The sequence below is a fragment of the Halobacteriovorax sp. GFR8 genome (assembly GCF_050955245.1).
Classification (GTDB): Bacteria; Bdellovibrionota; Bacteriovoracia; order Bacteriovoracales; family Bacteriovoracaceae; genus Halobacteriovorax_A.
The window spans coordinates 346,806-372,639 of sequence record NZ_JBPBLR010000003.1; the positions used below are offsets into that span (position 1 = coordinate 346,806).

Annotated in this window: 22 protein-coding genes and 5 tRNA genes; 25 read left to right on the forward strand and 2 right to left on the reverse strand. The window is 38.6% G+C overall.

Annotated elements, in window-relative coordinates; all coding sequences use genetic code 11:
- Genes ruvA through ACRXC1_RS16485 form a run of 4 tightly spaced genes read left to right on the forward strand, consistent with a single transcriptional unit; the run spans window position 1 to window position 3,609 of the window.
- Window positions 1-654: a Holliday junction branch migration protein RuvA gene (gene ruvA, locus ACRXC1_RS16470; protein ID WP_392909649.1), complete on the forward strand. Its 654-nt coding sequence runs from the start codon at window positions 1-3 to the stop codon at window positions 652-654.
- A complete protein-coding gene (gene ruvB / locus ACRXC1_RS16475) occupies window positions 655-1,647 on the forward strand; it encodes a Holliday junction branch migration DNA helicase RuvB (RefSeq protein WP_392909651.1) in 993 nt (330 codons plus the stop codon).
- Entirely contained in the window at window positions 1,637-2,386 is a 750-nt protein-coding gene (locus ACRXC1_RS16480; protein WP_433660416.1) for a hypothetical protein, read from the forward strand. Before ruvB ends, ACRXC1_RS16480 begins: the two co-directional genes overlap by 11 nt.
- Entirely contained in the window at window positions 2,386-3,609 is a 1,224-nt protein-coding gene (locus ACRXC1_RS16485; RefSeq protein WP_433660418.1) for an amidohydrolase family protein, read from the forward strand. Before ACRXC1_RS16480 ends, ACRXC1_RS16485 begins: the two co-directional genes overlap by 1 nt.
- A gap of 11 nt (window positions 3,610-3,620) precedes the next feature.
- Here ACRXC1_RS16485 and ACRXC1_RS16490 read toward each other — a convergent pair whose 3' ends face one another.
- Window positions 3,621-4,043: a hotdog fold thioesterase gene (locus ACRXC1_RS16490; protein ID WP_392909655.1), complete on the reverse strand. Its 423-nt coding sequence runs from the start codon at window positions 4,041-4,043 to the stop codon at window positions 3,621-3,623.
- Between the two features lie 225 nt (window positions 4,044-4,268).
- On the opposite strand from ACRXC1_RS16490, the gene lpxC reads away from it, so the two are divergent.
- The 8 genes from lpxC to tuf all read left to right on the forward strand — a co-directional run bounded on the left by lpxC (window position 4,269) and on the right by tuf (window position 9,730).
- Window positions 4,269-5,186, forward strand: coding sequence for a UDP-3-O-acyl-N-acetylglucosamine deacetylase (gene lpxC / locus ACRXC1_RS16495; protein WP_392909656.1), 918 nt, complete (start codon window positions 4,269-4,271; stop codon window positions 5,184-5,186).
- 94 nt (window positions 5,187-5,280) lie between these two features.
- Window positions 5,281-6,999 (forward strand): proline--tRNA ligase, encoded by a 1,719-nt coding sequence (locus tag ACRXC1_RS16500; protein ID WP_433660421.1) that lies wholly within the window; start codon window positions 5,281-5,283, stop codon window positions 6,997-6,999.
- Window positions 6,999-7,760, forward strand: coding sequence for a TrmH family RNA methyltransferase (locus ACRXC1_RS16505; RefSeq protein WP_392909658.1), 762 nt, complete (start codon window positions 6,999-7,001; stop codon window positions 7,758-7,760). The genes ACRXC1_RS16500 and ACRXC1_RS16505 overlap by 1 nt, the downstream gene beginning before the upstream one ends.
- Before the next feature lie 65 nt (window positions 7,761-7,825).
- Window positions 7,826-7,902 (forward strand) — tRNA-Thr (locus ACRXC1_RS16510).
- A 17-nt stretch (window positions 7,903-7,919) separates the two neighbouring features.
- Window positions 7,920-8,005: transfer RNA gene (locus ACRXC1_RS16515), tRNA-Tyr, on the forward strand.
- Window positions 8,006-8,062: 57 nt separating this feature from the next.
- Window positions 8,063-8,138 (forward strand) — tRNA-Gly (locus ACRXC1_RS16520).
- 79 nt (window positions 8,139-8,217) lie between these two features.
- Window positions 8,218-8,292 (forward strand) — tRNA-Thr (locus ACRXC1_RS16525).
- Window positions 8,293-8,539: 247 nt separating this feature from the next.
- A complete protein-coding gene (gene tuf, locus ACRXC1_RS16530) occupies window positions 8,540-9,730 on the forward strand; it encodes an elongation factor Tu (RefSeq protein ID WP_392909660.1) in 1,191 nt (396 codons plus the stop codon).
- A gap of 75 nt (window positions 9,731-9,805) precedes the next feature.
- Here the strand turns inward: tuf and ACRXC1_RS16535 are convergent, their stop codons facing one another.
- The gene (locus ACRXC1_RS16535) at window positions 9,806-10,336 is read right to left on the reverse strand and encodes a M35 family metallo-endopeptidase (protein WP_392909661.1); all 531 of its coding nucleotides are present in this window, start codon (window positions 10,334-10,336) and stop codon (window positions 9,806-9,808) included.
- Window positions 10,337-10,488: 152 nt separating this feature from the next.
- Between ACRXC1_RS16535 and ACRXC1_RS16540 the strand changes: the two genes are divergently transcribed.
- The 13 genes from ACRXC1_RS16540 to ACRXC1_RS16600 all read left to right on the forward strand — a co-directional run.
- Window positions 10,489-10,565: transfer RNA gene (locus tag ACRXC1_RS16540), tRNA-Trp, on the forward strand.
- 130 nt (window positions 10,566-10,695) lie between these two features.
- The gene (secE, locus tag ACRXC1_RS16545; protein WP_392861557.1) at window positions 10,696-11,082 is read left to right on the forward strand and encodes a preprotein translocase subunit SecE; all 387 of its coding nucleotides are present in this window, start codon (window positions 10,696-10,698) and stop codon (window positions 11,080-11,082) included.
- 33 nt (window positions 11,083-11,115) lie between these two features.
- Complete coding sequence (gene nusG / locus ACRXC1_RS16550) at window positions 11,116-11,730, forward strand: transcription termination/antitermination protein NusG (RefSeq protein WP_392909662.1); 615 nt, start codon at window positions 11,116-11,118, stop codon at window positions 11,728-11,730.
- 37 nt (window positions 11,731-11,767) lie between these two features.
- Window positions 11,768-12,193: a 50S ribosomal protein L11 gene (rplK, locus tag ACRXC1_RS16555; RefSeq protein ID WP_021266533.1), complete on the forward strand. Its 426-nt coding sequence runs from the start codon at window positions 11,768-11,770 to the stop codon at window positions 12,191-12,193.
- An 11-nt stretch (window positions 12,194-12,204) separates the two neighbouring features.
- Complete coding sequence (gene rplA, locus ACRXC1_RS16560; RefSeq protein WP_392909664.1) at window positions 12,205-12,912, forward strand: 50S ribosomal protein L1; 708 nt, start codon at window positions 12,205-12,207, stop codon at window positions 12,910-12,912.
- Between the two features lie 95 nt (window positions 12,913-13,007).
- Complete coding sequence (rplJ, locus tag ACRXC1_RS16565; RefSeq protein WP_392909665.1) at window positions 13,008-13,538, forward strand: 50S ribosomal protein L10; 531 nt, start codon at window positions 13,008-13,010, stop codon at window positions 13,536-13,538.
- A 50-nt stretch (window positions 13,539-13,588) separates the two neighbouring features.
- On the forward strand, window positions 13,589-13,957 hold the full coding sequence (gene rplL / locus ACRXC1_RS16570) for a 50S ribosomal protein L7/L12 (protein ID WP_392909666.1): 369 nt from the start codon (window positions 13,589-13,591) through the stop codon (window positions 13,955-13,957).
- Between the two features lie 163 nt (window positions 13,958-14,120).
- On the forward strand, window positions 14,121-18,248 hold the full coding sequence (rpoB, locus tag ACRXC1_RS16575; RefSeq protein WP_433660426.1) for a DNA-directed RNA polymerase subunit beta: 4,128 nt from the start codon (window positions 14,121-14,123) through the stop codon (window positions 18,246-18,248).
- A 46-nt stretch (window positions 18,249-18,294) separates the two neighbouring features.
- On the forward strand, window positions 18,295-22,413 hold the full coding sequence (gene rpoC / locus ACRXC1_RS16580) for a DNA-directed RNA polymerase subunit beta' (protein WP_433660429.1): 4,119 nt from the start codon (window positions 18,295-18,297) through the stop codon (window positions 22,411-22,413).
- Window positions 22,414-22,521: 108 nt separating this feature from the next.
- A complete protein-coding gene (gene rpsL, locus ACRXC1_RS16585) occupies window positions 22,522-22,896 on the forward strand; it encodes a 30S ribosomal protein S12 (protein ID WP_021266546.1) in 375 nt (124 codons plus the stop codon).
- Window positions 22,897-22,987: 91 nt separating this feature from the next.
- Entirely contained in the window at window positions 22,988-23,458 is a 471-nt protein-coding gene (gene rpsG, locus ACRXC1_RS16590) for a 30S ribosomal protein S7 (protein WP_021266544.1), read from the forward strand.
- A gap of 162 nt (window positions 23,459-23,620) precedes the next feature.
- Window positions 23,621-25,696 carry an elongation factor G gene (gene fusA / locus ACRXC1_RS16595; RefSeq protein WP_433660432.1) on the forward strand — a complete coding sequence of 692 codons (2,076 nt, stop codon included), beginning with the start codon at window positions 23,621-23,623 and terminating at the stop codon, window positions 25,694-25,696.
- Window positions 25,697-25,749: 53 nt separating this feature from the next.
- The coding region (locus tag ACRXC1_RS16600; RefSeq protein WP_433660436.1) for a GTP-binding protein at window positions 25,750-25,834 on the forward strand (85 nt) is incomplete at its 3' end.

The window sequence follows — 25,834 nt, forward strand, 5'->3', positions numbered from 1 at the left end:
ATGATTGGTCTATTACAAGGCGAAGTTGTTTTCAGTGATGGAAACGAATTAATTCTTTTTACTCCATCTGGAGTAGGTCACCAAATTTATTTTCAACATGTTCTACCAGAGGGTTCTGTTGCAGCAATCTTCATTTCACATATTGTGAAAGAGGCAAGTGAGGAGCTTTTCGGTTTCCGTTCTCTTCGCGAGAAGAAAACATTTGAATTACTCTTAAGTGTTAAAGGCGTTGGTCCTAAAGGAGCATTTGCTCTTGTGACAAGTATTGGAGTCGATAATATTATCGATGCTATTACTTTCGATAATAAGAAAACACTTCAGAAAGCTCCTGGTGTTGGGGCGAAAGCTGCTTCACAGATCATTCTAGATCTCAGTGGAAAAGCACAAAAAATAAAAATGTATTCAAAAGCTTCTGCTAGCGCAACTCATTCTAGTGAGGCTTCAGTGCAAGCACCGCTTAATCTTGAGTTATTCGAAGAGAGTGTTACAGAGGTAGTAAGTCATGACTCTGCTCTTATGAATGATGCAATCATGGCATGTAAGGAACTTGGCTTTACGGAAGACAAGGTTATGCCACTTGCTAAGAGAATTTTAGATGAAAATCAAATCACAAGAGCTGAACAACTTGTTCACCTTGTTTTAAAAGAGGTGTAAATGTCTGAAGGTCGCTTTTTTGATCCAACTCTTGATGAAGAAGAAACTAGAAAAGAAGTTATTCTAAGGCCAAAGGATTTTTCAGAATACATAGGCCAAAGAAAAATCGTCCAAAATATCGATGTCATGGTGACTTCGGCGGTAAAGCGTAAGCAGTCAATGGACCATGCTCTCTTATCTGGGCCTCCAGGACTTGGAAAGACATCTCTTGCAATGATTATAGCTAATGCCCTGGGAAGTCAGCTCCACGTGATTTCAGGGCCGGCCATTGAGAAAAAGGGAGACCTTGCTGCTATTTTAACAAACCTAGAGCCACGCGATGTTCTCTTTATTGATGAAATTCATCGTATGCATATTTCTGTTGAAGAGATTCTCTATTCGGCGATGGAAGATTACCGTTTAGATATTGTTATTGGTGATGGTGCTGCCGCTAGAACAATGCAAATTGAAATAGCACCCTTTACTCTAATTGGTGCGACAACTCGCTCTGGCCTTTTATCAAATCCTTTGCGTGATCGTTTTATGGCCCATTTTCATTTCGATTTTTATAAAGCAGATGAATTAGCAGTAATTATTTCAAATAATGCCAAGAAGCTCGGGATTAAAATTGATACAGATGCAGAATTATTAATGGCAAGATGTTCTCGTGGGACACCAAGGATCGCTAACCGTGTCCTTCGTCGTGTAAGAGACTTTGCCATTGTTCGTGATTCTTCACACGTAAATATAAATGATGTGAAAAAATCACTAGAAATGATGGAAATTGATGAACATGGTCTTGATCGTATGGATCGACGCATCCTTTCTGTTATTCAAGAGTATTATGGTGGGGGACCTGTTGGTATTGAAGCGCTTTGTGCAACTCTTGCTGAAGATCGCTCCACAATTGAAGATGTTTATGAACCATTTCTTTTAAAAGAAGGTTTTCTAATACGTACGCCAAGAGGTCGCGAGATTTCACAAATTGCAAAAGAGTTGATTGATGATGAATAAGTTTTTACTTCTGTGTTTATGTCTAATTACGTTTAACATTCAGGCTACATACGATCTATCTGCATCAGCAGGTTATCGAAGTTATATTCTAGGTGCAGCTGCAAGAGTTGATGCAGGAATAAGCCAAGAGATGTGGCGATACAATGATCAGATTTATGGGTTTATTCGTGAATCAGCTTATTTTAATACTAGTGGAACAATTAATTCGGTTGGTGGACGTATCGATTTCTTTCCAATTTCAATTCTGGGATTCACTGCTGGAAGCGAACAAGTTTGGCGCTCGTCAAAAGAGCTTTCGACTTTTGATTGTGAAACACAAGTTTGTGATGCTGATGGGACACGTTCATATATAAGAGTTGAGAATGTGTTGGCCTATAAGAAATTGGTTATGATCAATGACTTTCAAAGAGAGTATTTCAAATACAGTGATTATTCGGGAATCGTCGTAAATGCACTTCACTCGATGGAGATTTATACAGATGATATTGTTAATGTCATGAGAAATATCATCGCCTATCAATATAGTGATACCTATACATTCGGAGCTCTTCATTTTCGTTCATGGTCTGAAAAGAGTAAGCAAGATACTGCATACGTGGGTATGCTTAATCAATTTAAAAAGGATAAGTGGACTTATGATGCTATTATTGGTGTAAATCACGACCGTGATGATCATGATCACTTCAGCGTACTTCTACAAGTTAAATACGACTATAAAAAAGGTCTAAGGTTATTCTAATGAGAAATTTATTATTAATTACACTAGCAATGCTATTGTCATCATGCTCTCTTCTATATGGAAAACTTGGTGGTGACTTTGATTACGAACCAAACGAATACGATAAATTACCCAAGCATGTGAGAGACTTTGTTGAAAAGTCTTATGAAGGAATTGATCTTAAAAAGTTAAGAGACACTCACCTTCATATTGTTGGGCTTGGAAATAGTGGTAGTGGTATTTGGGTAAATCCTGAGATGCAAGATTGGTATAATCACTTATCAAAATATAATCGTTTCAATGTTTATATTACTGCTTCAGGTGTTGATGATGAATCTCAAGCCGATGAGCAATATGTTTCTCGCCTTGTTGATCTTATGACGTATCAACCACACTTTATTCCAGCTTATGCACTAGCATTTGATTACCACTATAAATTAGATGGAAGCAAAGATCTAAAACACTCAGAGTTTCACGTTCCGAATGAATACGTATGGAAGCTATCACAAGAGCATCCAGTTAACTTTAAGATGGTTGCTTCTGTACACCCATACCGTAAAGATGCAATCCAGGAACTAGAAAAATGGGCAGCACGTGGAGTTAAATTTGTTAAATGGCTTCCAAATGCAATGGGGATTGATCCTGCAAATGAAAAGGTTATTCCCTTTTATAAAACTCTTAAAAAATATAATATGACACTGATCACTCACGCAGGTGAGGAGAAGGCGGTTGAAGGTGATAAATTTCAAGAGTTAGGAAACCCACTTCGACTACGTCATGCACTGGATCTTGGTGTCGATGTTATCATCTCACACGCGGCATCTCGTGGTAAGTGTGAAGACTTAGATAATGGTGGTGTACAGGCTGAGTGTTCTGATCTTTTCTGGAGACTATTTAAAGAAAAGAAATATGAAAAGAATCTCTTCACTGATCTTTCGGCCCTTATTATTTATGAAAGACTAAGTGAGCCGCTAATTGAGATGATTGAGAATAAGCAATTTCACAATCGTGTAATGTATGGATCGGACTATCCACTACCTGCAATCAATTGGATCTATCGTACGACTGATCTTGTAGAGAAGGGATTTATCACAGAAGAGGAAAGAGAGATCTTAAACGAAATCTACTCAATCAATCCTCTTTTATTCCATTTCGTAGCACTTAGAACGGTTAAGCATCCAAAGACTGGTGAGAAGCTCACTAATGAAGCCTTTGAGATGCCAACTCGTCTTTTGAAAAAGTAAAAAATAAAAAACTACTTTTTGATAATTGCCATCGTAAGGCGAGAGATACAAACTAATTTGTCTTTCTCGTCTGTGATGCGAATATCCCAAATATGGGTCGACTTTCCAAGGTGAACGGCCGATGCTTTTGCCGTTACAATTCCTGATTGCACTGGGCGAACGTGATTGGCGTTAATCTCTAAGCCCGCTGCATAGTATTTTGAAGAATCTAGAATAATATTTGAAGCAATAGAACCCACAGATTCTGCTAGCACACAACTTGCTCCACCGTGAAGGACGCCGTATGGTTGTCTTGTTCTTTCATCAACTGGCATCGTCGCCACTAAGTAATCACTTCCGGCTTCAGTGATTGTAATTGCTAAGTGTTCAACACAGCATCCAGCATTGAATCTATTCACTTCTTTTAAATCGAGATTATTAAATAAATTTTCCATCAGTAAACCTTCTTTAACCCATTCATGTAATTAAATTAACGTTGTTTTAACATCTGCATTTATTTTACGGTTATTGTTAAAAGAGTGGAAGGCTTGGTTAATTTTTGTTACAAAAGCCTCTAGGACAGGAAATTCAGTAATATTTTGCTCATCTATGACGATACTTGCTATATATTGCTGCTCAGTTTAAAATTACACAAAGTACTTAAAATTAGGTGATTTTTAATGTTAAACCAAAGAACTATAGCGAAAAAAGTGATGATTACAGGAATTGGGATCCATTCTGGAAAGAAGGTAACAATGACTCTACATCCTTCTGAAGCAGACTCTGGGATTCAGTTCAAGAGAACTGACATTAAAGATTCACAAATTCTTAAGGCAACAGCAGATACTGTTGGGGCGACTGAGAATAATACTGCTATTGGTTCAGGCCCAGGTGCTGTGCACACTGTTGAACACCTTCTATCAGTTCTTTATGGATTTGGGATTAATAATTGCTATATTGAAATCGATGGACCAGAAGTTCCAATTATGGACGGTTCAGGTGCATCTTTCTTATACGTTATTAAAGAGACAGGAATTCAACAACTGCATAAAACCAAGAAGTTTCTAGTCGTTACTAAAGCGGTAGAAGTAAAAGTTGGCGAAAAGTGGGCGAAAATCGAGCCTTGTGAAAAGCTAGTGATTGATTCAACTATCGTTTTCAAGCACCCAATTATCAAAACTCAACGTAAAGTATTTGAATTTACGTGTGAGAATTACATCGCAGAAATTGGCCGTGCTCGTACATTTGGTCTTCTAAGAGATGTTGATATGCTAAAGAGAAAAGGTCTAATTAAGGGCGGATCTCTTGATAATGCAATTGTTCTAGATGATTTTAAAGTCATGAATCCAGATGGACTACGCTTCGATGATGAATTCGTAAGACATAAGATTCTTGATACAGTAGGTGATATTAGCCTTCTAGGTTATGAGATCGCTGGAAAAATCACTACTTACATGTCTGGGCACCACGTTCACAACGTTCTTTGTCGCAAGCTTCTTGAAACGCCTGATGCATATGAAATTGTATCGGCAACTTCTCTTGAGAAAGAAGCAGTTCAGGCGTTTGATCTGCCCATGGCCCTTGCGCCGTCATTTTAATCAGTCGATATAAAAATATTTAACATTTATTGTGTGAATAACAGCGTGTACAATGATATGGAATTTCACGTCGTTATAAAAGAGAGAGAATATTATGATTCTATCAAAGGGTTTTTGGCAAACTTATAAGGAAGTGCCAGCAGATGCAACAATTGCATCACACCAGCTAATGATGAGAGCGGGCTTAATTCATAAGTCGGCAGCTGGATTATATAATTATCTGCCAATGGGCTACCGCTCGATTCGCAAAGTTGAGCAAATTGTTCGCGAAGAAATGGATAAGGCCGGATGTTACGAAATGCTAATGTCTGTTGTTACACCTGGGGAGCTTTGGCAAGAAACTGGCCGTTGGGACAAAATGGGTGGTGAGATGCTTAAGTTTAAAGACAAAGCGGATCGCGATCTTTGTATCTCGCCAACAAATGAAGAGGCCATCACTGATGTTTTTAGAAAAACAATAAAGTCATATAAGGATTTACCTCTTTCTCTTTATCAAATTAATACAAAATTTCGTGATGAAATTAGACCACGCTTTGGTTTGATGCGTGGGCGTGAATTCATCATGAAAGATGCTTATACTTTCCATGCTTCAAAAGAATGTTTAGATGAAGTTTACGATAGAATGTATGAAGCCTATGAGAATGTTTTTAATCGTCTTGGACTAGAGTTTTCTGCAGTTGTTGCTGACGGTGGAGCAATGGCCGACGGTGAAGCTAAAACTCATGAATTTCAAGTAATCGCCGATGCTGGTGAAGATGCAATTATCTATTCGAATGAAGCAGGTTATGCGGCCAATATTGAAACGGCCAAAACAATTCGTAAGGTTGAAAGTGCTGCTAAAACAGGTGATATGACAGAAGTCGCAACACCAGGTAAAGCAACGATCAAAGATGTATGCGAGTTCCTAGGAAAGAAAGAATATCATTCAATCAAGTCACTTGTTTATAAAGCAAAGAATGAAGAAGATGAAATTTTTGTTTTAGCTCTTCTTTTAGGTGACGATGAACTGAATGAATTAAAACTAGAAAAAGTATATCCAGGGCGTGATTTAATTGCAGCAACTGATAATGAATTAAAAAGCCTTGGCCTTGAAAAAGGTTTCATTGGTCCTGTTGGCATTGATAATTTAGAAATCATATTCGATACACAAGTTGACCTAGATGGAGCCTACGTTGTTGGTGCAAATAAAGTCGATATGCACTTAGAGAACTTTGTCGCAAATGAGCAGCTGAAAGATATTAAAACTGCTGACCTTAGACTTGCTTGTTCTGGTGATTTTACCCTGGATGGAAAGCATCAGGTAGAGCTTAAAAGAGGGATTGAAGTAGGACATATCTTCCAGCTTGGTGATAAGTACACGAAAGGAATGGGCGTAACTATTTTAGATCAAAATGGAAAAGCAGCGACTCCTTTAATGGGTTGTTACGGTATTGGTGTAACTCGTTTAGTTGCAGCAGCAATTGAGCAAAACCATGATGAAAATGGAATCATTTGGCCAGCAGCAATCGCACCTTATAATTTATCATTTGTTGCTATCACTAAGTCTGATGAATACAAAGAAAAAGCAAATGAACTTCATAAAAAGCTTGTAGAAGCTGGTTTAGAAGTTGTTTATGATGATAGAAAAGCTGGCCCTGGGTTTAAATTTAAAGATGCTGACCTTTTAGGATTACCACTTCAAGTTGTTCTTGGAGAAAGGGATCACAAAGAAGATGGCCTTCTTGAAATTAGAATAAGACGTACAGGTGAAAAAATTAGAATTTCAGAAGACGAGCTTATCGCAAAAGTTAACGAGCTTTTAAAGGACCTTTAATGGAACAAGATATCATTGTTGGAGTACACTCTATTGTACATGCAATTCGCAACCCTAAACGTCAGATTGTAGAACTTGTTGCCTGTGAAGAGGGTATTGATAAGCTATACAAAATGGGTGGAATTAAAAAGCAAGAACTTGACGGAGTGAAAGTTAAATTAGTTTCTTCTCACAAAGTTCAAGAGCTGGCCAAAGAGCTTTATGCTCAGGAAGACTTCCAATATTCGAGAGTTCCATCTGGTGTTTTCTTATTAACAAGTAAAAAAGAAATTTCAGAAACAAAACCATTATTTGATGCAATCGATAACGGTGAAGAAGTAAAGATCTTATGTCTTGATGGTGTGACAGATGTCCACAATGCTGGTGCAATCATGCGTACAGCAGCGTTTTACAATGTTTCTCATATTGTTTTTGCAGTAAAAAATAATTTCAATATTGGGCCTTCGATGGCCCGTATTGCATCTGGCGCTCTCGAGTATGTTGAGATTGTAAAATGCAATTCTTTGCCTAAGTTTTTATCTGCACTGATAAAGCGTAATGTGACACCAATAGGACTTACAGAGCATACTGAAGATAATGATTTAGGTGAAATCAATGGGATCAAGTGCCTCGTACTTGGGGCAGAGGATAGAGGACTGTCACATGCAACAGTTCGCTTATTAGAAAAGAAAATACGTTTAGAGCCAATGGGGAAAATTGAGTCTTTGAATGTATCGGTTGCTGCGGCAATTGCGATGGAAAAAGTTTTTTCTAAAAAATAAGTTAAAAAAAGCTTGCCAGCTTTTTAATTCTCCTTTATAACTTATTTCCATCGCAAGTAATGTTTGCTGGCATAGCTCAGTTGGCTAGAGCAGCGGTTTTGTAAACCGCAGGTCGTAGGTTCGAGTCCTATTGCCAGCTCCATTCTTTACAGCGGTTGTGGCGAGGTTGCCGAGTGGCCAAAGGCAACAGACTGTAAATCTGTCGGGGTATCCCTTCGATGGTTCGAATCCATCTCTCGCCACCATTTTGAAAATAATTCTTTACAGAATGTTTTTGAAAGGTTATAAAATTTAAATCTTATGCGGGCGTAACTCAGTTGGTAGAGTGTCAGCCTTCCAAGCTGAATGTCGCAAGTTCGAACCTTGTCGCCCGCTCCATTAAAAAGATCCTCCTAGAGGATCTTTTTTTTTGCCAAAAATCAAAACTCATTATTAAAATATAGAAAACTTATTTTGTGCTCGCGTGGCTCAGGGGTAGAGTACTTCCTTGGTAAGGAAGAGGTCACGGGTTCAAATCCCGTCGTGAGCTCCATTTTATTTGCCGTTAATAAACTTTTTTGTGGCCTTAAGTATAGATTTTACTGGCAATTCAAGTTTTTTATGTTATCAAAATGGCAATATGAAATTTGTGGGTTAGATTTTAACTTGGATGGCATTTTTTTTATGTTGAATCTAAGTCGAATATAGTCGATACTTACAACTCAAATTTAGCTTTTAGTTATAGTAATTATTAAGACAAACATAATGTTATGTTTAACTTTTTTAAGGAGACTTAAGTCATGGCAAAAGAATCTTTTGACAGAAGTAAGCCCCACGTAAACATTGGTACGATCGGGCACGTTGACCACGGTAAGACAACTCTTACAGCGGCAATTTCAATCACATTAGCTAACGCACTTGGTGGTGACGTAAGAAAATTCGACGAAATCGATTCAGCACCAGAAGAGAAAGCTAGAGGTATTACAATCAATACTTCACACATTGAATATGAAACAGAAACTCGCCACTACGCGCACGTAGACTGTCCAGGTCACGCTGACTATGTAAAGAACATGATTACAGGTGCAGCACAAATGGACGGAGCGATCCTAGTTTGTTCAGCAGCGGACGGTCCAATGCCACAAACTCGTGAGCACATCCTTCTTGCACGTCAGGTAGGTGTACCAGCGATCGTAGTATTTTTAAATAAAGTAGACCAAGTAGATGATGAAGAACTACTTGAGCTAGTAGAGATGGAAGTAAGAGAACTTCTTTCTTCTTACGACTTCCCAGGTGACGATATTCCTATCGTAGCTGGTTCGGCACTTGCAGCTCTTGAAATGAGAGACGATGCAATTGGTAAAGATAAAGTTCTAGAGCTTATGGCACAAGTTGATGCTTATATCCCAACTCCGGCTAGAGCAACAGATCTTGACTTCCTAATGCCAGTAGAAGACGTATTCTCAATTTCAGGACGTGGTACAGTTTGTACAGGACGTGTTGAAAGAGGTATCATCAAGGTTAACGAAGAAATCGAAATCGTTGGTATTAAAGAAACAACTAAGACAACAGTAACTGGTGTTGAGATGTTCCGTAAGCTTCTTGACGAAGGTAGAGCGGGTGATAACGTTGGTCTTCTACTACGTGGTGTTAAGCGTGAAGAAGTTGAGCGTGGTCAATGTCTAATTAAGCCAGGTTCAGTTAAGCCACACGCGAAATTTAACTGTGAAGTATATATCCTTTCAAAAGATGAGGGTGGACGTCACACTCCAATCTTCAAAGGTTATAGACCACAGTTCTACTTCAGAACAACAGACGTAACAGGTGACATCACACTTGCAGACGGTGTTGAAATGGTTATGCCAGGTGACAACACTTCTTTCGCAGTAGAGCTAATTACTCCAATCGCGATGGAAAAAGGTCTTAAGTTCGCAATCCGTGAGGGTGGTAGAACAATCGGTGCTGGTACAGTATCTGAAATTCTTGACTAATATTTTAAATATTCAAGATATAAGGAAGGGGAGCTTTTGCTCCCCTTTTTTTATGCCTAAATTTAAGTTCTCTTTTTAACAATCGATTTCTGGGATACATGTCCCATTTTGTTGCCAATAACGGTATGTATCGGCGATGTCTGACCAAGGTGTACCATTTGTATCCTTAGGCTTGCGAGTCCAAAAGTAGTCAGCATCACCAGTTCCACATTTGTGAGTTAACTCGTGGAGAACGATTCCTTGACGGCCTTCAATGTCGTAGTCCCAGTAGCTTGGTGTAATATATACAGTTTTACCAATAACAGCATATGTGTAAGCTATTGCGCCACCATATGGTTCAACACATTTATGTTTAGTCCAATATGTTCTTGCAAGAGAGCACTTCATGACCACGATGGCCTTGTTGATTTTCTTTTCAACATTCTTATCCATGTATGGGTTTTGTTTCTTGTACTGTCTGAGGTCTTTAATGATACCTTTCATGTCCGCACGTGATTTTTTCGTATCTTTGATCAGCATATCTTTTTGATCCTCAGAACACGTTTTAGAAACGAAAATTGCTGCGTTAATATTAAGTGTAAGCATCAATAGTACTAAATACTTCATGTTGTTTTCTCTCCAATAAAATTAAATGTCGCTGTTGCGATTCGCTACACTACCCTTAGTTTGGACTCGGTTCAATATAATGGAAATATTTATAGTAATAAGAGATTGACGAGGAAGGCCTTTTTGGGTAATTTAGGTTTCCATAGTCGAACGGGTGTATAGCTCCAATTGGTAGAGCGGCTGATTCCAAATCAGTAGGTTTAAGGTTCGAATCCTTATGCGCCCGCCACTTTCCCAAATATTATTTATTTTGACTGCAAATTTGTCCTATTTTTGCGTTAGCTCTTGCCAAACCATGTTAATTAAGGGATATAATCTGTTACTTATACGTTTAATTTAGGTAAAAAAAAGGATTTGAGATGTCCCTCATTAAGAGTGAAGACAGCAAGAAGTGGATTAACGCTTTTGTTGCTGCCGTAAGTGCAATTTGTGGTTTTATTACTATTAGATTCCTCGAACAATTAAGTGAGTGGTTTGATCTTGAAGCAAAGGTTCCAAACTTCCCAATCACAGTACAAGTAGTTGGAATTGTTGTTGGTCTAATTGTTTTCTTAGTTATTGCTAAGAACAAAAATGCATCAACTTTACTTGAGGATGTTTACGCTGAACTTGTAAAAGTTGTATGGCCTAACAAAGATGACGTTTTAAAAACGACAATTGGTTTAGTGATCGCACTAAGCATTGTTAGTGGAATTTTCGTTTTAGTAGATTATTCGTTCAGACAATTACTAAGCATAATTCTTTAATTTATACCTTTAAATAATTTAAGTGAGATAGAAATGGTTGATAACAACGAAACAGAAAAAGAACTAACTAATGAAGAAATGGCCGTAGAATCATCAGAAGGTGAAGCTACTGTTAACCCTAACTTTCGTTGGTACATTGCAAAGACTTTAACAGGTCAAGAAAACAAGGTTCAAAAAACTCTTCGTGAAAGAATTGTTAACTACAAACTGACTGATTCATTTGGTGAAATCGTAGTACCAGAGGAAAAAGTAACTTCTCACGCAGGTGGAAGAAAAAGAACTATTACTAAGAAGCTTTTCCCAGGTTATGTACTAATTCATATGCTTATGAATGAGAACACTTGGCACTTAGTAAAAGATACTGACAAAATTACAGGATTTGTTGGCGGAACAGTTGACAAACCAGCCCCTTTATCAGATGAAGAGGCAGCATATATGACAGGACAATCAACTGGTGGTTTCAAGAAGACACGTACTACTGTGGACTTCTCTGAAGGTGAAGAGGTTAAGGTTATTGAAGGACCTTTTGCTTCATTCGTCGGTACAATTGAATCTGTAAATGAAAATGGAAAACTGAAAGTAAACGTTTCTATATTTGGTCGACCAACACCAGTAGAATTAGATGCTTCTCAGGTAGAAAAAAATTAATAACCGTTGGTAGAACTAAAGTTCGCAGGAGAAATTTATGGCTAAGAAAATCACAGGTTTCATTAAGCTACAAATTCCAGGTGGGAAAGCAAACCCATCACCACCAGTTGGGCCAGCACTAGGTCAAAAAGGTGTAAATATCATGGAATTTTGTAAAGCTTTCAATGCAAAGACACAAAAAGACGCAGGTGTAATGCTTCCAACAATCATTACAGTATACTCTGACCGTTCTTTTACATTTGTAACTAAGACACCTCCAGCTTCATACCTTCTTAAAGATAAGCTTAAGCTTAAGAGAGGGGCACAGAAGCCAGGAACAGAAGTTGTAACAACAGTATCTAAGAAAATCATTGAAGAAATTGTTGAAGCGAAAAGACCAGACTTAACAGCAGCTACTCAAGAAGCAGCGGAAAGAATCATCGAAGGTTCATGTCGTTCAGCTGGTATCAAACTAGATTACTAAGAGGTGTTACAATGGCTAAGAAATCAAAAAAATATACAGAAGCACTTGCAAAAGTAGATACAACTAAGAATTACACAATTGATGAAGCGATCAACCTTGCTAAAGAAGTAAAGTTCGCTACATTTGATGAAACTGTAGATCTAGCATTTAGACTTGGTGTTGATCCAAGACATGCTGACCAGATGATCAGAGGTGCATTAGCACTTCCAGCTGGTACAGGTAAATCAGTAAAAGTTTGTGTTATTACATCTGGTGACAACGTAGCTAAAGCTGAAGCAGCTGGTGCAGATTACGTTGGTGGTGACGATATCGTTGCTAAGATCGCAGGTGGATGGCTTGACTTTGACAGAGTTATCGCATCTCCAGATATGATGGGTAAACTTGGTCGTGTTGCAAGAATCCTAGGGCCTAGAGGTCTAATGCCTAACCCAAAATTAGGAACAGTTACTCCTAATGTTGAAAACGCAGTTAAAGAGCAAAAAGCTGGTAAGGTTGAATACAGAACTGAAAAGAATGGTATTATCCACGTTCCTGTTGGTAAGTCTTCTTTCTCAAATGAAGATTTAAGAAAGAATATTGATACTATGATCTCAGCAATCATTAAAGCTAAGCCTGTTTCTGCAAAAGGTACTTACCTTAAGTCACTTACTTTAAGTACGACTATGGGGCCAGGTCTTAAAATTGATACTTTAGAAGCTGCATCAATCGCAGCAAAATAATAAGGGGTTGATGATTGTCGGTGTAGCTGCTGTAAGAGTTTGAAGTTACATAAAGCCTGCATGAAATCTCCCTCCAATAGTTTAGGAGGTAAACGATGTTAACTAGAGCAGAGAAAGACGTTATCATCGATGGTCTTAAAAAGAAGATCACTGATGCCAACGCTATCTTTCTAACAAACGTTATTGGACTACCATCTAATGACGCCACAGCTCTAAGAAAGTCTATCCGCGAAGCGGGTGGATCACTAGTTGTTACTCGTAACACACTTTTTTCTAAGGCAGCGGCCGGAACAGATGCAGAAGAATTACTTTCTGGTCTTAAAGGTACGCAAGCTGTTGCTTTCGCATTTGACGAAGCACCAGCTGTTGCTAAGGCACTAAAAGAATGTGGAAAAGCGTTTGAACTAGTAGAACTTAGAGGTGGTTTACTTGATGGTAAAGCACTAACAGCAGCAGAAGTAAATGCAATTGCAGACCTACCATCTCGTGATGAGATGCTTGGTACTCTTCTTGCAACATTTAATGCACCGATCTCGGCATTTGCTAGAGTTCTTAATGCAATTAAAGAGCAAAAAGAAGCAGGCGTTGAAGCTGCGCCAGTTGCAGCTGAAGAATCTGCAGAATAGTAATTAACAAAGTTAGAGTTAAAGTTATTTTAAATTTTTAGGAGTTATATATGTCTATTACAAATGATCAATTAATTGAAAAAATCTCAAACATGACTGTTCTTGAAGTAGCTGAGCTAGTTAAAGAACTTGAAGAAAAATTTGGTGTATCAGCTGCTCCTGTAGCTGTTGCTGGTGGAGCTGCTGCTGGTGGTGCTGCTGAAGAAAAAACTGAATTTGACGTTGTTCTTGCTGACGCAGGTGCTAAGAAAATCAACGTTATTAAAGAAGTTAGAGGAATCACTGGTCTAGGTCTTAAGGAAGCAAAAGAAATGGTTGAAGGTGCTCCAAAGACTGTTAAAGAAGCAGTTTCTAAAGACGAAGCAGAAGAAATCAAGAAAAAACTTGAAGCTGCTGGTGCAAAGGTTGAGCTTAAGTAATTTAAGCCCCTTGCTCATCGCATAAAAAATTAAAAAATACAGGTGTGGAGATTTAGCGATCTTCACACCTTTTTTGCGTTTGTAAAAACCGAAAAAAAAAGTTATTAAGTAACTAAAAAAATATACGTGCACGTTAAAACAATTAAAACCCGGGAGAACCATAATGACTGACCCTTTTAGACCAAACGAGTGGTTTCGTAAGAACTTTGCCTCAACACCATCTGTGTTAGAGACACCTCCACTCATGCTTCTACAAAAGAAGTCCTATGATGATTTCCTTCAAAAGGACGTACCTCCTTCTCAAAGAGAAGAAATGGGATTACAGGCTGTTTTCAATTCTGTATTTCCAATCCACGACTTTAACAAAACTGTATCGTTAGAGTTTGTAAGCTACTCACTAGAACAACCTAAGTACACTGTAAAAGAGTGTCGTCAAAGAGGCCTATCATATGAAGCGCCACTTAAGGTAGTTGTTCGTCTAGTATTCTATGATGTAGCTGTCGACAAAGATGGTAATGAACAAAGAACTGTTTCTTCAATCAAAGAACAGGAAGTTTACTTAGGAAACATTCCTCTGATGGCAGAGACTGGTTCTTTTGTATATAACGGAACTGAGAGAGTTATTGTTTCTCAGCTTCACAGATCTCCTGGTATCGTATTCGAACACGATGGTGGAAAGAAGCACTCAAGTGGTAAGCTTCTTTATTCTGCAAGAATTATTCCTCATAGAGGTTCTTGGCTAGATTTCGAATTCGATCACAAGAATATTCTATTTGCAAGAATTGATAGAAAGAGAAAATTACACGCAACAGTTGTTCTTAAAGCTCTAGGTTACAGTACAGAAGAAATTCTTGATATGTTCTACCATATTGAAACAATCAAGTTTTCTAAAGATGGTGAGTTCGTTAGATCTCTTGATCTATCTTTAATGACTGGAACACGTGCTACTAATGACGTACTTGATCCAAAGACAGGTAAGGCTATCGTTAGAAAAGGGAAGAAATTCTCTAAAGCTTCAATTAAGAGATTAACTGAAGCAGGTGTAACTGAGATCCCAGCTCAACTTGAAGAAGTTGTTGGTAAAGTTGCTGCTAAAGATATCTTTAATGAGTCAACTGGTGAAGTAATCTGTTTGGCCAATGAAGCACTTTCTGAAGCTAAAATTCAAGAGCTTGTTGCTGCTGGTGTAACTGAAGTTGAGTGTCTATACATTGACATGATTAACTTTGGTGACCAGATCAGAAATACTCTTCTACTAGATAAGACTGATACTAAAGAAGATGCACTTCTTAAAATCTTCGAAAGATTAAGACCTGGTGAGCCACCAGCAGTTGAAGCTGCTGAAGTTCTTTTCCAAGGACTTTTCTTTGACGAAGAAAGATATGACCTATCTCGTGTTGGTCGTATGAAAATCAATTATAAGTTTAAGACAGATGTTCCAGTTGAGAACACTGTACTTACTAAAGAAGATATCAATACAACTATCCAATACCTTGTAGAACTTAACAACGGTAAAGGTCGTGTTGATGATATCGACCACTTAGGTAACAGACGTGTTAGACCTGTAGGTGAACTACTTGAAAACCAATTTAGAGTTGGTCTAGTACGTATGGAAAGAGCGGTTAAAGAAAGAATGGCAATTCAAGAAATTGATACAATGATGCCATATGATCTTGTAAACCAAAAACCAGTTGCTGCTGCCGTTAAGGAATTCTTTGGTTCATCACAACTTTCACAGTTTATGGATCAAACGAACCCTCTTTCAGAAGTTACTCACAAGCGTCGTCTTTCAGCTCTTGGACCAGGTGGTCTAACGAGAGAAAGAGCATCATTCGAAGTTCGTGACGTTCACGTTACTCACTACGGAAGAATGTGTCCGGTTGAGACTCCTGAAGGACCAAACATTGGTCTAATTACATCTCTTGCAACATTTGCAAAAGTTTCTGAATACGGTTTCATTGAAACTCCATACCTAACTATTGGTGAAGACCAGAAAATTGGTGATGTTGAGTATTTCACTGCCTTCCAAGAAGAAGGTAAAGTAATCGCTCAGATCGATGCAAATAATATCAAAGATGGACAACTTGTAGGTGAGCAAGTAGCTGCTCGTGCTTCTGGTGAATTCACACTTGTTGACGCTTCAGAAGTAAACCTAATGGACGTTTCTCCAACTCAGATGATTTCAGTTGCAACATCTCTTATTCCATTCCTTGAGCACGATGATGCCAACCGTGCCCTAATGGGATCGAACATGATGAGACAGGCCGTGCCTGTTGTTAAAACTGAAGCTCCAATTGTTGGTACAGGTACGGAAAGAATCGTTGCTAGAGACTCTGGCGCGGTACTTGTAGCTAACGACAATGGACGCGTAATCTTTGTTGATTCAAACAGAATTGTTATCCAAAGAGATAATTTTAAAGATGGTGAATCTGGTGTTGATATTTACAAGCTAGTTAAATATCAAAGAACTAACCAGAACACTTGTAATAACCAAAAAGCTCTTGTTACTGAAGGTGACATTGTTAAGAAAGGTGACGTACTTGCTGACGGACCAGGTACTGACAATGGTGACTTAGCTCTTGGGCAAAACCCACTTGTAGCATTCATGCCATGGGGTGGTTATAACTACGAAGACTCGATCCTGATTTCTGAAGACCTTCTTGCAAAAGACGTGTTTACTTCTGTTCACATCGAAGCATTCGAAGTTGAAGCTCGTGATACTAAACTTGGTAAAGAAGAAATCACTCGCGATATTCCAAACGTTTCAGAAGAGTCTCTAAAAGACCTTGATGAGGCAGGTATCGTTAGAGTTGGTGCTATCATTAAGCCAGGTGATATCCTAGTTGGTAAGATTACGCCTAAAGGTGAAACTCAACTTTCTCCAGAAGAAAAGCTTCTTAAAGCAATCTTCGGTGATAAAGCTGGTGATGTTAAAGATACTTCACTAAGAGTTCCTTCATCTGTTTACGGTACAGTAATTGATGCAAGAGTTTACACTCGTGAAGGTGTTGAGCTATGTGCAAGATCTAAGGACATTATCGAGCAAGAAACAACTCTTCTTAGAAGAGATGAAAGAATCGAAATTAAGGCAATCCAAACTTCAGCAATTCTTAAGATTGCAGATATGCTTAAAGGTGCAAAAGTTACTGATGTACTTGTTTCTGAAGATGGTTCAGCAGAACTACTTTCTAAAGGAACTGAGATTACAGGTGAAATTCTTGCATCAATTCCATTTGAGCTAATTGGTTACTTACCACTACAAGCTGAACTTGAAGAAAAACTATCTGAATACTTTGCAGACGTTAGAAACAAGATCAACAGAGTTAGAGCTAAGACAACTGATGAGATTGCAAAACTTCATAGAGGTGATGAACTTCCTCCAGGTGTAATCAAAAAGATTACTGTATACGTAGCGATTAAGCGTAAGCTTCAGCCAGGTGATAAAATGGCCGGTCGTCACGGTAACAAAGGGGTTATCTCAAACGTAGTTCCACGTGAAGATATGCCTTACCTAGCGGATGGTACACCTGTTGAAATCGTACTTAACCCTCTAGGGGTACCTTCTCGTATGAACATCGGACAGCTTCTTGAGCTTCACCTTGGATGGGCCGGACGTGGTCTTGGTGAGAAAATCAAGGTTATGCTTGAAGAACAAATGAAAGTTCACGAGATTAAGGATTTCATTTACAAAATCTATAAAACACCAGAAGTAGAAGCTTGGTTAAAGTCGGCAGCAGATGATGTTGTTATGGCCCTTGCTAAGAAGCTAACAAGCGGTGTTCGTTTCTCTACAAAAGTATTTGATGGTGCTTCAGAAGCAGATATCAGAGAAATGCTTGAGCTAGCAGATCTTGAGTCAAATGGTAAGACTACTCTATTTGATGGTAAGACTGGTGATGCTTTCGCTGAGGACGTTACTGTTGGTGTTATGTACATGCTTAAACTACACCACCTTGTAGACGAAAAACTTCACGCACGTTCTACAGGTCCTTACTCACTTGTAACTCAGCAGCCACTTGGTGGTAAGGCTCAGTTCGGTGGTCAGAGACTTGGGGAAATGGAAGTTTGGGCACTTGAAGCATACGGTGCAGCTTATACTCTTCAAGAGTTCTTAACTGTTAAGTCAGATGACGTTATCGGTAGAACTAGAATGTATGAGTCAATCGTTAAAGGTGAGCAAGTACTAGAACCAGGTCTTCCAGAATCGTTCAACGTTCTAATCAGAGAGCTTCAAGCACTTTGTCTAGACGTTAAACTTGAAGAAGACAGAATTGAAGAATCTATTCGTTAATTTATGGCAGGCTTAGTCCTGCCATATATTAAGAGGGCATAAAAAAATGAAAGACCTTTTAAACTTTTTTGATAAGCCAAAAGATCCAGTAAGCGTTGAAGGTGTATCTATCAAGCTTGCTTCTCCTGACACAATCAGAGAGTGGTCATTTGGTGAAGTAAAAAAACCAGAAACTATTAACTATAGAACTTATAAACCAGAAAGAGACGGTTTATTCTGTGCAAAGATTTTCGGACCAGTAAAAGATTACGAATGTATCTGTGGTAAGTATAAGAGAATGAAGCACAGAGGTGTTGTATGTGAGAAGTGTGGTGTTGAAGTTACACTTTCTAAAGTACGTCGTGAGAGATGTGGACATATCGAATTAGCAACTCCAGTTGCTCACATTTGGTTTCTACGTTCACTTCCATCAAGAATGGCAGCTCTTCTTAACCTATCTCTTAAAGAACTTGAGAAAGTTCTTTATTATGAAGCTTATATCGTAACTGCTTCAGCAACTGATGGTGTTGAAGGTGGTCTTGATGTAGGTCGTGTTATCTCTGAACAACAATACTGGGAACTAAAAGAACAAGGTATTGATTTTGAAGCTGGTATGGGTGGAGAAATCGTTCAAGAGCTACTTTCTAAACTTGATATCGATCTAGAAAATAAAAACTTAAGACGTGGTCTTGCTAACGCAACTACTGAAATGGCAAGAACGAAGTTTGTTAAGAGACTAAGAGTGGTTGAATCTCTTATGAAATCTGAAAACAAGCCTGAGTGGTTTATGATGGATGTTATTCCTATTCTTCCACCAGACTTAAGACCTCTTGTTCCACTAGAAGCAGGACGTTTTGCAACTTCAGATCTTAACGATCTATATAGACGTGTTATCAACAGAAACAACCGTCTTAGAAGACTTAAAGAACTTAATGCTCCTGAAATCATCATCAGAAACGAAAAGAGAATGCTTCAAGAAGCTGTAGATGCTCTATTCGATAATGGTCGTCGTGGTAAGGTATTTACTGGTGCTAATAAGCGTCCACTTAGATCACTTTCAGATATGCTTAAAGGAAAGCAAGGACGTTTCCGTCAAAACCTTCTTGGTAAGCGTGTTGACTACTCAGGACGTTCTGTAATTGTTGTTGGTCCAAGTTTAAGACTTCACCAGTGTGGTCTTCCAAAACTTATGGCACTTGAGCTTTTCAAGCCATTTATCTACAACAAACTAATTGAAAAAGGACACTGTACTACTATTAAAGTTGCTAAACGTATGGTTGAGCAACAAAAAGAAGAAGTATGGAATATCCTTGAAGAAGTTGTACAAGAACACCCAGTACTTCTTAACCGTGCACCAACTCTTCACAGACTTGGTATCCAAGGTTTCGAACCTGTACTTATCGAAGGTAAGGCAATCCGTCTTCACCCTCTAGTTTGTACAGCATTCAACGCCGACTTCGATGGTGACCAGATGGCCGTTCACGTGCCTCTATCACTAGAAGCTCAAATTGAGTGTCGTGTTCTTGCAATGTCGACAAATAACATTCTTTCTCCAAAAGATGGTTCTCCAATTATTACTCCATCTCAGGATATCGTACTTGGTCTTTACTACATGACTCGTGTTAGACCATACGCTCGTGGATACGGGAAAACTTTCTCTTCTAAAGAAGAAGCTCAGTTTGCTTACCATTCAGGTAACCTACACCTACAAGCACCAATTAAGGTACGTATTGGTGGAGAAGTTTACGAAACAACTGTTGGACGTACATTCGTATTTGATATCGTTCCAACTTGTCTAAACTTTGAAGACGTAAACATCATTCTTGGTAAGAAAGAACTAGTTAAGCTTCTTGACCTTGCTTACAGAAGAGGATCTGAAAAAGATACTGTTCTTCTTGCTGACGGTCTTATGCAACTTGGTTATAGCAATGCTACAAAAGCTGGTATTTCTATTAACGTTGTTGATATGGAAATCCCTGCTGAAAAAGAAGGAATCCTTAAAGAAGCTCATGACGAAGTTCATGGGATTACTGAAGAGTATAACGAAGGTTCAATCACTAATGGTGAGAGATATAACAAGGTTGTTGATGTTTGGTCACAAACAACTGAAAAACTTGTTAAGGTTATGCTTGAGAAAATTTCAACTGATGAATTTACTTCAGATAAAGAAGGTGAAGAGCCAATTTACGCTCCTTCATTCAACGCTCTTTACATGATGGCAAACTCAGGTGCAAGGGGTTCTGCTCAGCAGATGAGACAGCTTGCTGCCATGAGGGGTCTAATGGCCAAACCATCTGGTGAGATTATTGAAACGCCAATTACATCTAACTTCCGTGAAGGTTTATCGGCACTTCAGTACTTTACGTCTACACACGGTGCTCGTAAAGGTCTAGCCGATACTGCCCTGAAGACAGCTAACTCTGGTTACCTAACGAGACGTCTTGTTGACGTTGCTCAAGATGGTATTATCAGAAACGAAGACTGTGGAACTACTGATGGGATTACTCTAACTTCTCGTATTGAATCAGGTGAAGTTGTTGAGCACGTTGCTTCTAGAGCAATGGGCCGTGTAACAGCTGCTCCAGTTATCTCAGCAGAAGGTAATGAAGTTCTTCCAACAGGTCACTTACTAACTGAAAAAGACCTTGTGTTACTAGAAGAGAAAGAAGTTGACCAAATTAAGGTTAGATCTGTTCTTACTTGTAACGAAAGACATGGTTTCTGTGCGGCTTGTTTCGGACGTGACCTTGCTCGTGGAACAATGGTATCTGTTGGTGAAGCGGTTGGTGTTATCGCTGCTCAGTCAATTGGTGAACCTGGTACACAGCTTACAATGCGTACATTCCACGTTGGTGGTACAGCAACAGCTGGTGCACAAGTAAATAAAACAACTGTTCGTACTTCTGGTAAAGTTGTATATAACAATGTTGTAACTGTTGAAACTCCAACTGGTCTTCTTGTTATGAACAAGACTGGTGAGCTTATCATTAAAGATGCTCGTGGCGTTGAAAAAGAAAAATATCCAGCAATCTACGGTTCAAAACTTCACTTCACAGAAGGTAGCGAAGTAAACGTAGGGGATACTCTGATTGAATGGGACCCGTTTGCGATTCCACTTCTTACAGAAGTTGCTGGTACAGTTAAGTTTGAAGACCTAGTAGTTGGTGCAACTCTTGCTGAGCAAACTGACACGGTAACTGGTCTTACTCAAAGAACTGTAACAGAAACTAAAGATCCTTCACTTCAACCAAGAATGACAATTCTTGATGCTGATGGAAATCCTATTGTTGTTCCTGGAACAAACCGTCAAGCTTCATACAGACTTCAAGTTGGTGCAACACTAACTGTTACTGAAGGTGATGAAGTTGTAATTGGTAGCGTACTATCTAAAGTTTCTCGTGAAACGACGAAAACAAAAGATATTACAGGGGGTCTTCCAAGAGTTGCCGAGCTTTTCGAAGCAAGAAAGCCAGCTCAAGCATCTCAGATTGCTGATGTAACTGGTACAATTGAATTTGGTGCTGAAGTTAGAGGATCTAGAAGAATTCTAATTAGACCTGAAGATGGATCTGATCCAGTAGTTTACACGATTCCTAAGGGACGTTATGTGACTGTAAACGAAGGTGACTATATCCGTTCAGGTGAAGCTATTATGGATGGGCCAGCGAACCCACACGATATCCTAAGAGTACTTGGTATTAAAGAACTTGCAGGTTACATCGTTGATGAGATTCAAGCTGTTTACCGTCTACAAGGTGTAGATATCGATGATAAGCACATTGAGGTAATTGTATCTCAAATGCTTAAGAAGGTTGAAGTAACTGATCCAGGTGATTCGACATTTGTTGTTGGTGATTCTGTAACTAAAGCAGAACTACTTACTACTAATGAACAACTAGTTGCTGATGGATATGAGCCAGCTCAAGCAAGACCAGTTCTACTTGGTATTACTAAAGCAGCTCTTTCAACTGATTCTTTCTTATCAGCTGCATCTTTCCAAGAGACAACTAAAATCTTAACTCAGGCATCGCTTGAAGGTAAAAAAGATTTATTACGTGGTCTTAAGGAAAACGTACTTATGGGTCGTCTGATTCCAGCTGGTTCAGGTATCTCTAAGTATCGTGATTACGAAGCATTTGTTGAAGAAGATGATTCTCAGGAAGAAACTTCTACACTTATGCTATAAAAACTTGCTTAATTGAGGGGTGGTGTGTTACACCATCCCTCTATAGTTTATTATGGGCTTAAAAGCCTATTTTTATTGTGGAAATATTGTTGTAGTTAAGGAGCGGAAATGCCTACGATTAACCAATTAATTAGAAAAGGTAGAACTGATAAAGTTGAAAAAACTAAGTCACCTGCCTTAAAAGCGTGTCCTCAAAGACGCGGTGTATGTACAAGAGTATATACAACTACTCCTAAGAAACCAAACTCAGCGATGAGAAAGGTTTGTAGAGTAAAATTAACAAGTGGATTTGAAGTTACTTCATACATTGGTGGTGAAGGACACAATCTACAAGAACACTCGATCGTTATGATTCGTGGTGGTAGAGTAAAAGACCTTCCAGGGGTTCGTTATCACACTATTAGAGGTACACTAGATTGCCAAGGTGTTGATAAAAGAGGACAGAGAAGATCTAAGTACGGTTGTAAGAGACCAAAGAAATAACTTTTAGTTAACTAATTGTGACACCGATTGCGTCATGGCATGAGGTGAGTAATCGATCAGTTTTAACTGTTTCCGGTGAAGGAGAATAAATATGAGTAGAAAACATAGAGCACAGACGAGAGAAGTACTTCCAGATCCGATCTTTCAAGACGTTGTTGTTGCTAAGTGTGTAAACGCACTTATGAAAGACGGAAAGAAATCTGTTGCTGAAAAAATCTTTTATGGTGCACTTCAAAGAGTTGAATCAAAAACTGGTGAAGAGCCTTTAAAGGTATTCAAGAAAGCCCTTTCTAACATTAAGCCAGCGGTTGAGGTTAAGTCTCGTCGTATTGGTGGAGCAACTTACCAAATTCCAGTTGAAGTTAGAAATAACAGAAGACAATCACTAGCTCTAAGATGGTTGAGAGACTATGCTAGAAATCGTGGTGGTAGAACTATGGTTGAGAAACTATCTGATGAAATCATCGATGCTTCTCAAGGTAGAGGTGGCGCTGTTAAGAAGCGTGAAGACACTTACAAAATGGCAGAAGCAAACAAAGCTTTTGCTCACCTTAAGTGGTAGTTCGAAAATAAGCAATAAAGTCCATAATAAACTAATAGAAGGCTCCCTACGGGAGCCTTTCTTTTTATAAAGCCTTTTGTTCATTGAGGTTTTATTCCTATCTAAAATTCCATATTTATGTTAATTATATGTCTGCAAAAATTAAATTTTTAAGGACTTTGTATGAGTTTAGAAAATATTCGTAATATCGGAATTATGGCGCATATTGATGCGGGTAAAACGACGACAACTGAACGTATTCTCTACTACACGGGAAAAAGCCATAAGATTGGTGAGGTTCACGATGGTGCTGCAACTATGGATTGGATGGTTCAGGAGCAAGAGCGTGGGATTACAATTACTTCAGCTGCGACAACTTGTATTTGGAATAAGACGAATATTAATATTATTGATACTCCAGGTCACGTTGACTTCACAATTGAGGTTGAGAGAGCTTTAAGGGTTTTAGATGGTGCAGTTGGTGTATTTGATGCTGTGGCCGGTGTAGAGCCTCAATCTGAGACTGTATGGGGGCAAGCAGATAAGTACAAAGTACCAAGAATTGCATTTGTTAACAAAATGGATAGAGTTGGGGCAAATTTTCAAATGTGCCTTGATGAAATAAGAGAGAAGTTGGGTAAGACGGCAGCAGCAATTCAGCTTCCAATTGGTGCTGAAGATGTGTTTAAGGGTATGGTTGATGTCGTAAGAATGAAGGCCCTTCTTTTTAAGGATGAGGATCTTGGTTCAACTGTAGTTGTTGAAGATATTCCTGAAGATCTTCAGGATGAAGCTCAGATGGCAAGAGAAGAGCTAATTGAGACTTTGGCAGATTATGATGATCAGTTAGCTGAAGACTACTTGTCTGGTGAAGAGATTACTAATGAGAGACTTATTGCTGCTATTAGAGATGCAGTTATTAATCATGAGTTTGTAGCAGTTCTTTGTGGATCGGCATTTAAAAATAAAGGTGTTCAGCCATTACTAGATGCAGTTTGTGACTACCTTCCTTCACCTGTTGATCGTGGTGAAGTGAGAGGTGTTAATGGCAAAAATCATGATAAAGAAGAGGTTAGAAAGCCTGATACTGAGGATGCGTTTTCAGGTATTGCTTTCAAAATTGCTACTGATCCATTCGTGGGCTCATTGACATTTTTTAGAATTTATTCTGGAACAATTAAATCTGGAGCTCAGGTTTATAATCCTCATAAAGGTAAGCGTGAAAGAGTTAACAAGATTCTACAAATGCACGCAGACAAGAGAACAGAATTACAAGAAGCAAAGGCCGGGGATATTATTGCAATTTCTGGTTTAAAGGAAACAGTTACAGGTGAAACCCTATGTGCTGAAAATCGTACAATTATTTTTGATTTAATGGATTTTCCTGAGTCTGTTATTTCTGTTGCAATTGAGCCAAAAACAACAAATGATGAAAAGAAACTAATGAATTCTTTAAATCAGCTTAAATTAGAAGATCCATCTTTTTCATACCAACATAACAAAGAAACAGGGCAACTATTAATCTTTGGTATGGGTGAACTTCACCTAGAAATTATTTGCGATCGTCTTGAGCGTGAGTTTAAAGTTGGTATTCGCGTAGGTGATCCACAGGTATCATACCGTGAAAGTATCACTAGTACTGCTAAAGAATCAGATACATTCCACCGCGAACAAGCTGGAAAAATGGTATTTGGTAATGCTGTTATTGAAGTTGAGCAAGCCGACTCTCAAGCTGGTGTTTTATTTGAGACTGATTTAACTAAAAGAGATTTACCACAAGAATTTATTGATGCTATTGAAAAGAGTATTAAAGATACTTCAATGGGTGGTGCCCTGGCTGGCTACCCATTTATAAATATTAAGGCTAAGTTAGTGGCCGCAGAGTTTAATGAAGATGAAGGTTCAGAAGTTGCTTATGCAATTGCTGCCTCTAATGCTTTTAGAGCTGCATGCCGAAAAGCAGGCTTATCTTTATTAGAGCCAAAAATGAGTCTGGAAATTGTAACGCCTTCTGATTACACGGGTGATATTATTTCAGACATTAATATGAAACGTGGAAAGATCCATTCAATGGGTGTTAAGCAAGATAAAGAAGTTATCGATGCTGAAGTTCCACTATCGGAAATGTTCGGGTACTCAACAGATATACGTTCAAAATCGCAAGGCCGCGCAAGCTTTACGATGAATTTTGACCGTTATGAAGAGATTCCAATGAATATGGCCAAAGAAATACTTGAAAAACGAGGAATATACATCTAAAACGTTTTAGATTTTTTTTAACTACTAAACTAAGTAATAAACAGGAGTAAAAAATGGCAAAAGAATCTTTTGACAGAAGTAAGCCCCACGTAAACATTGGTACGATCGGGCACGTTGACCACGGTAAGACAACTCTTA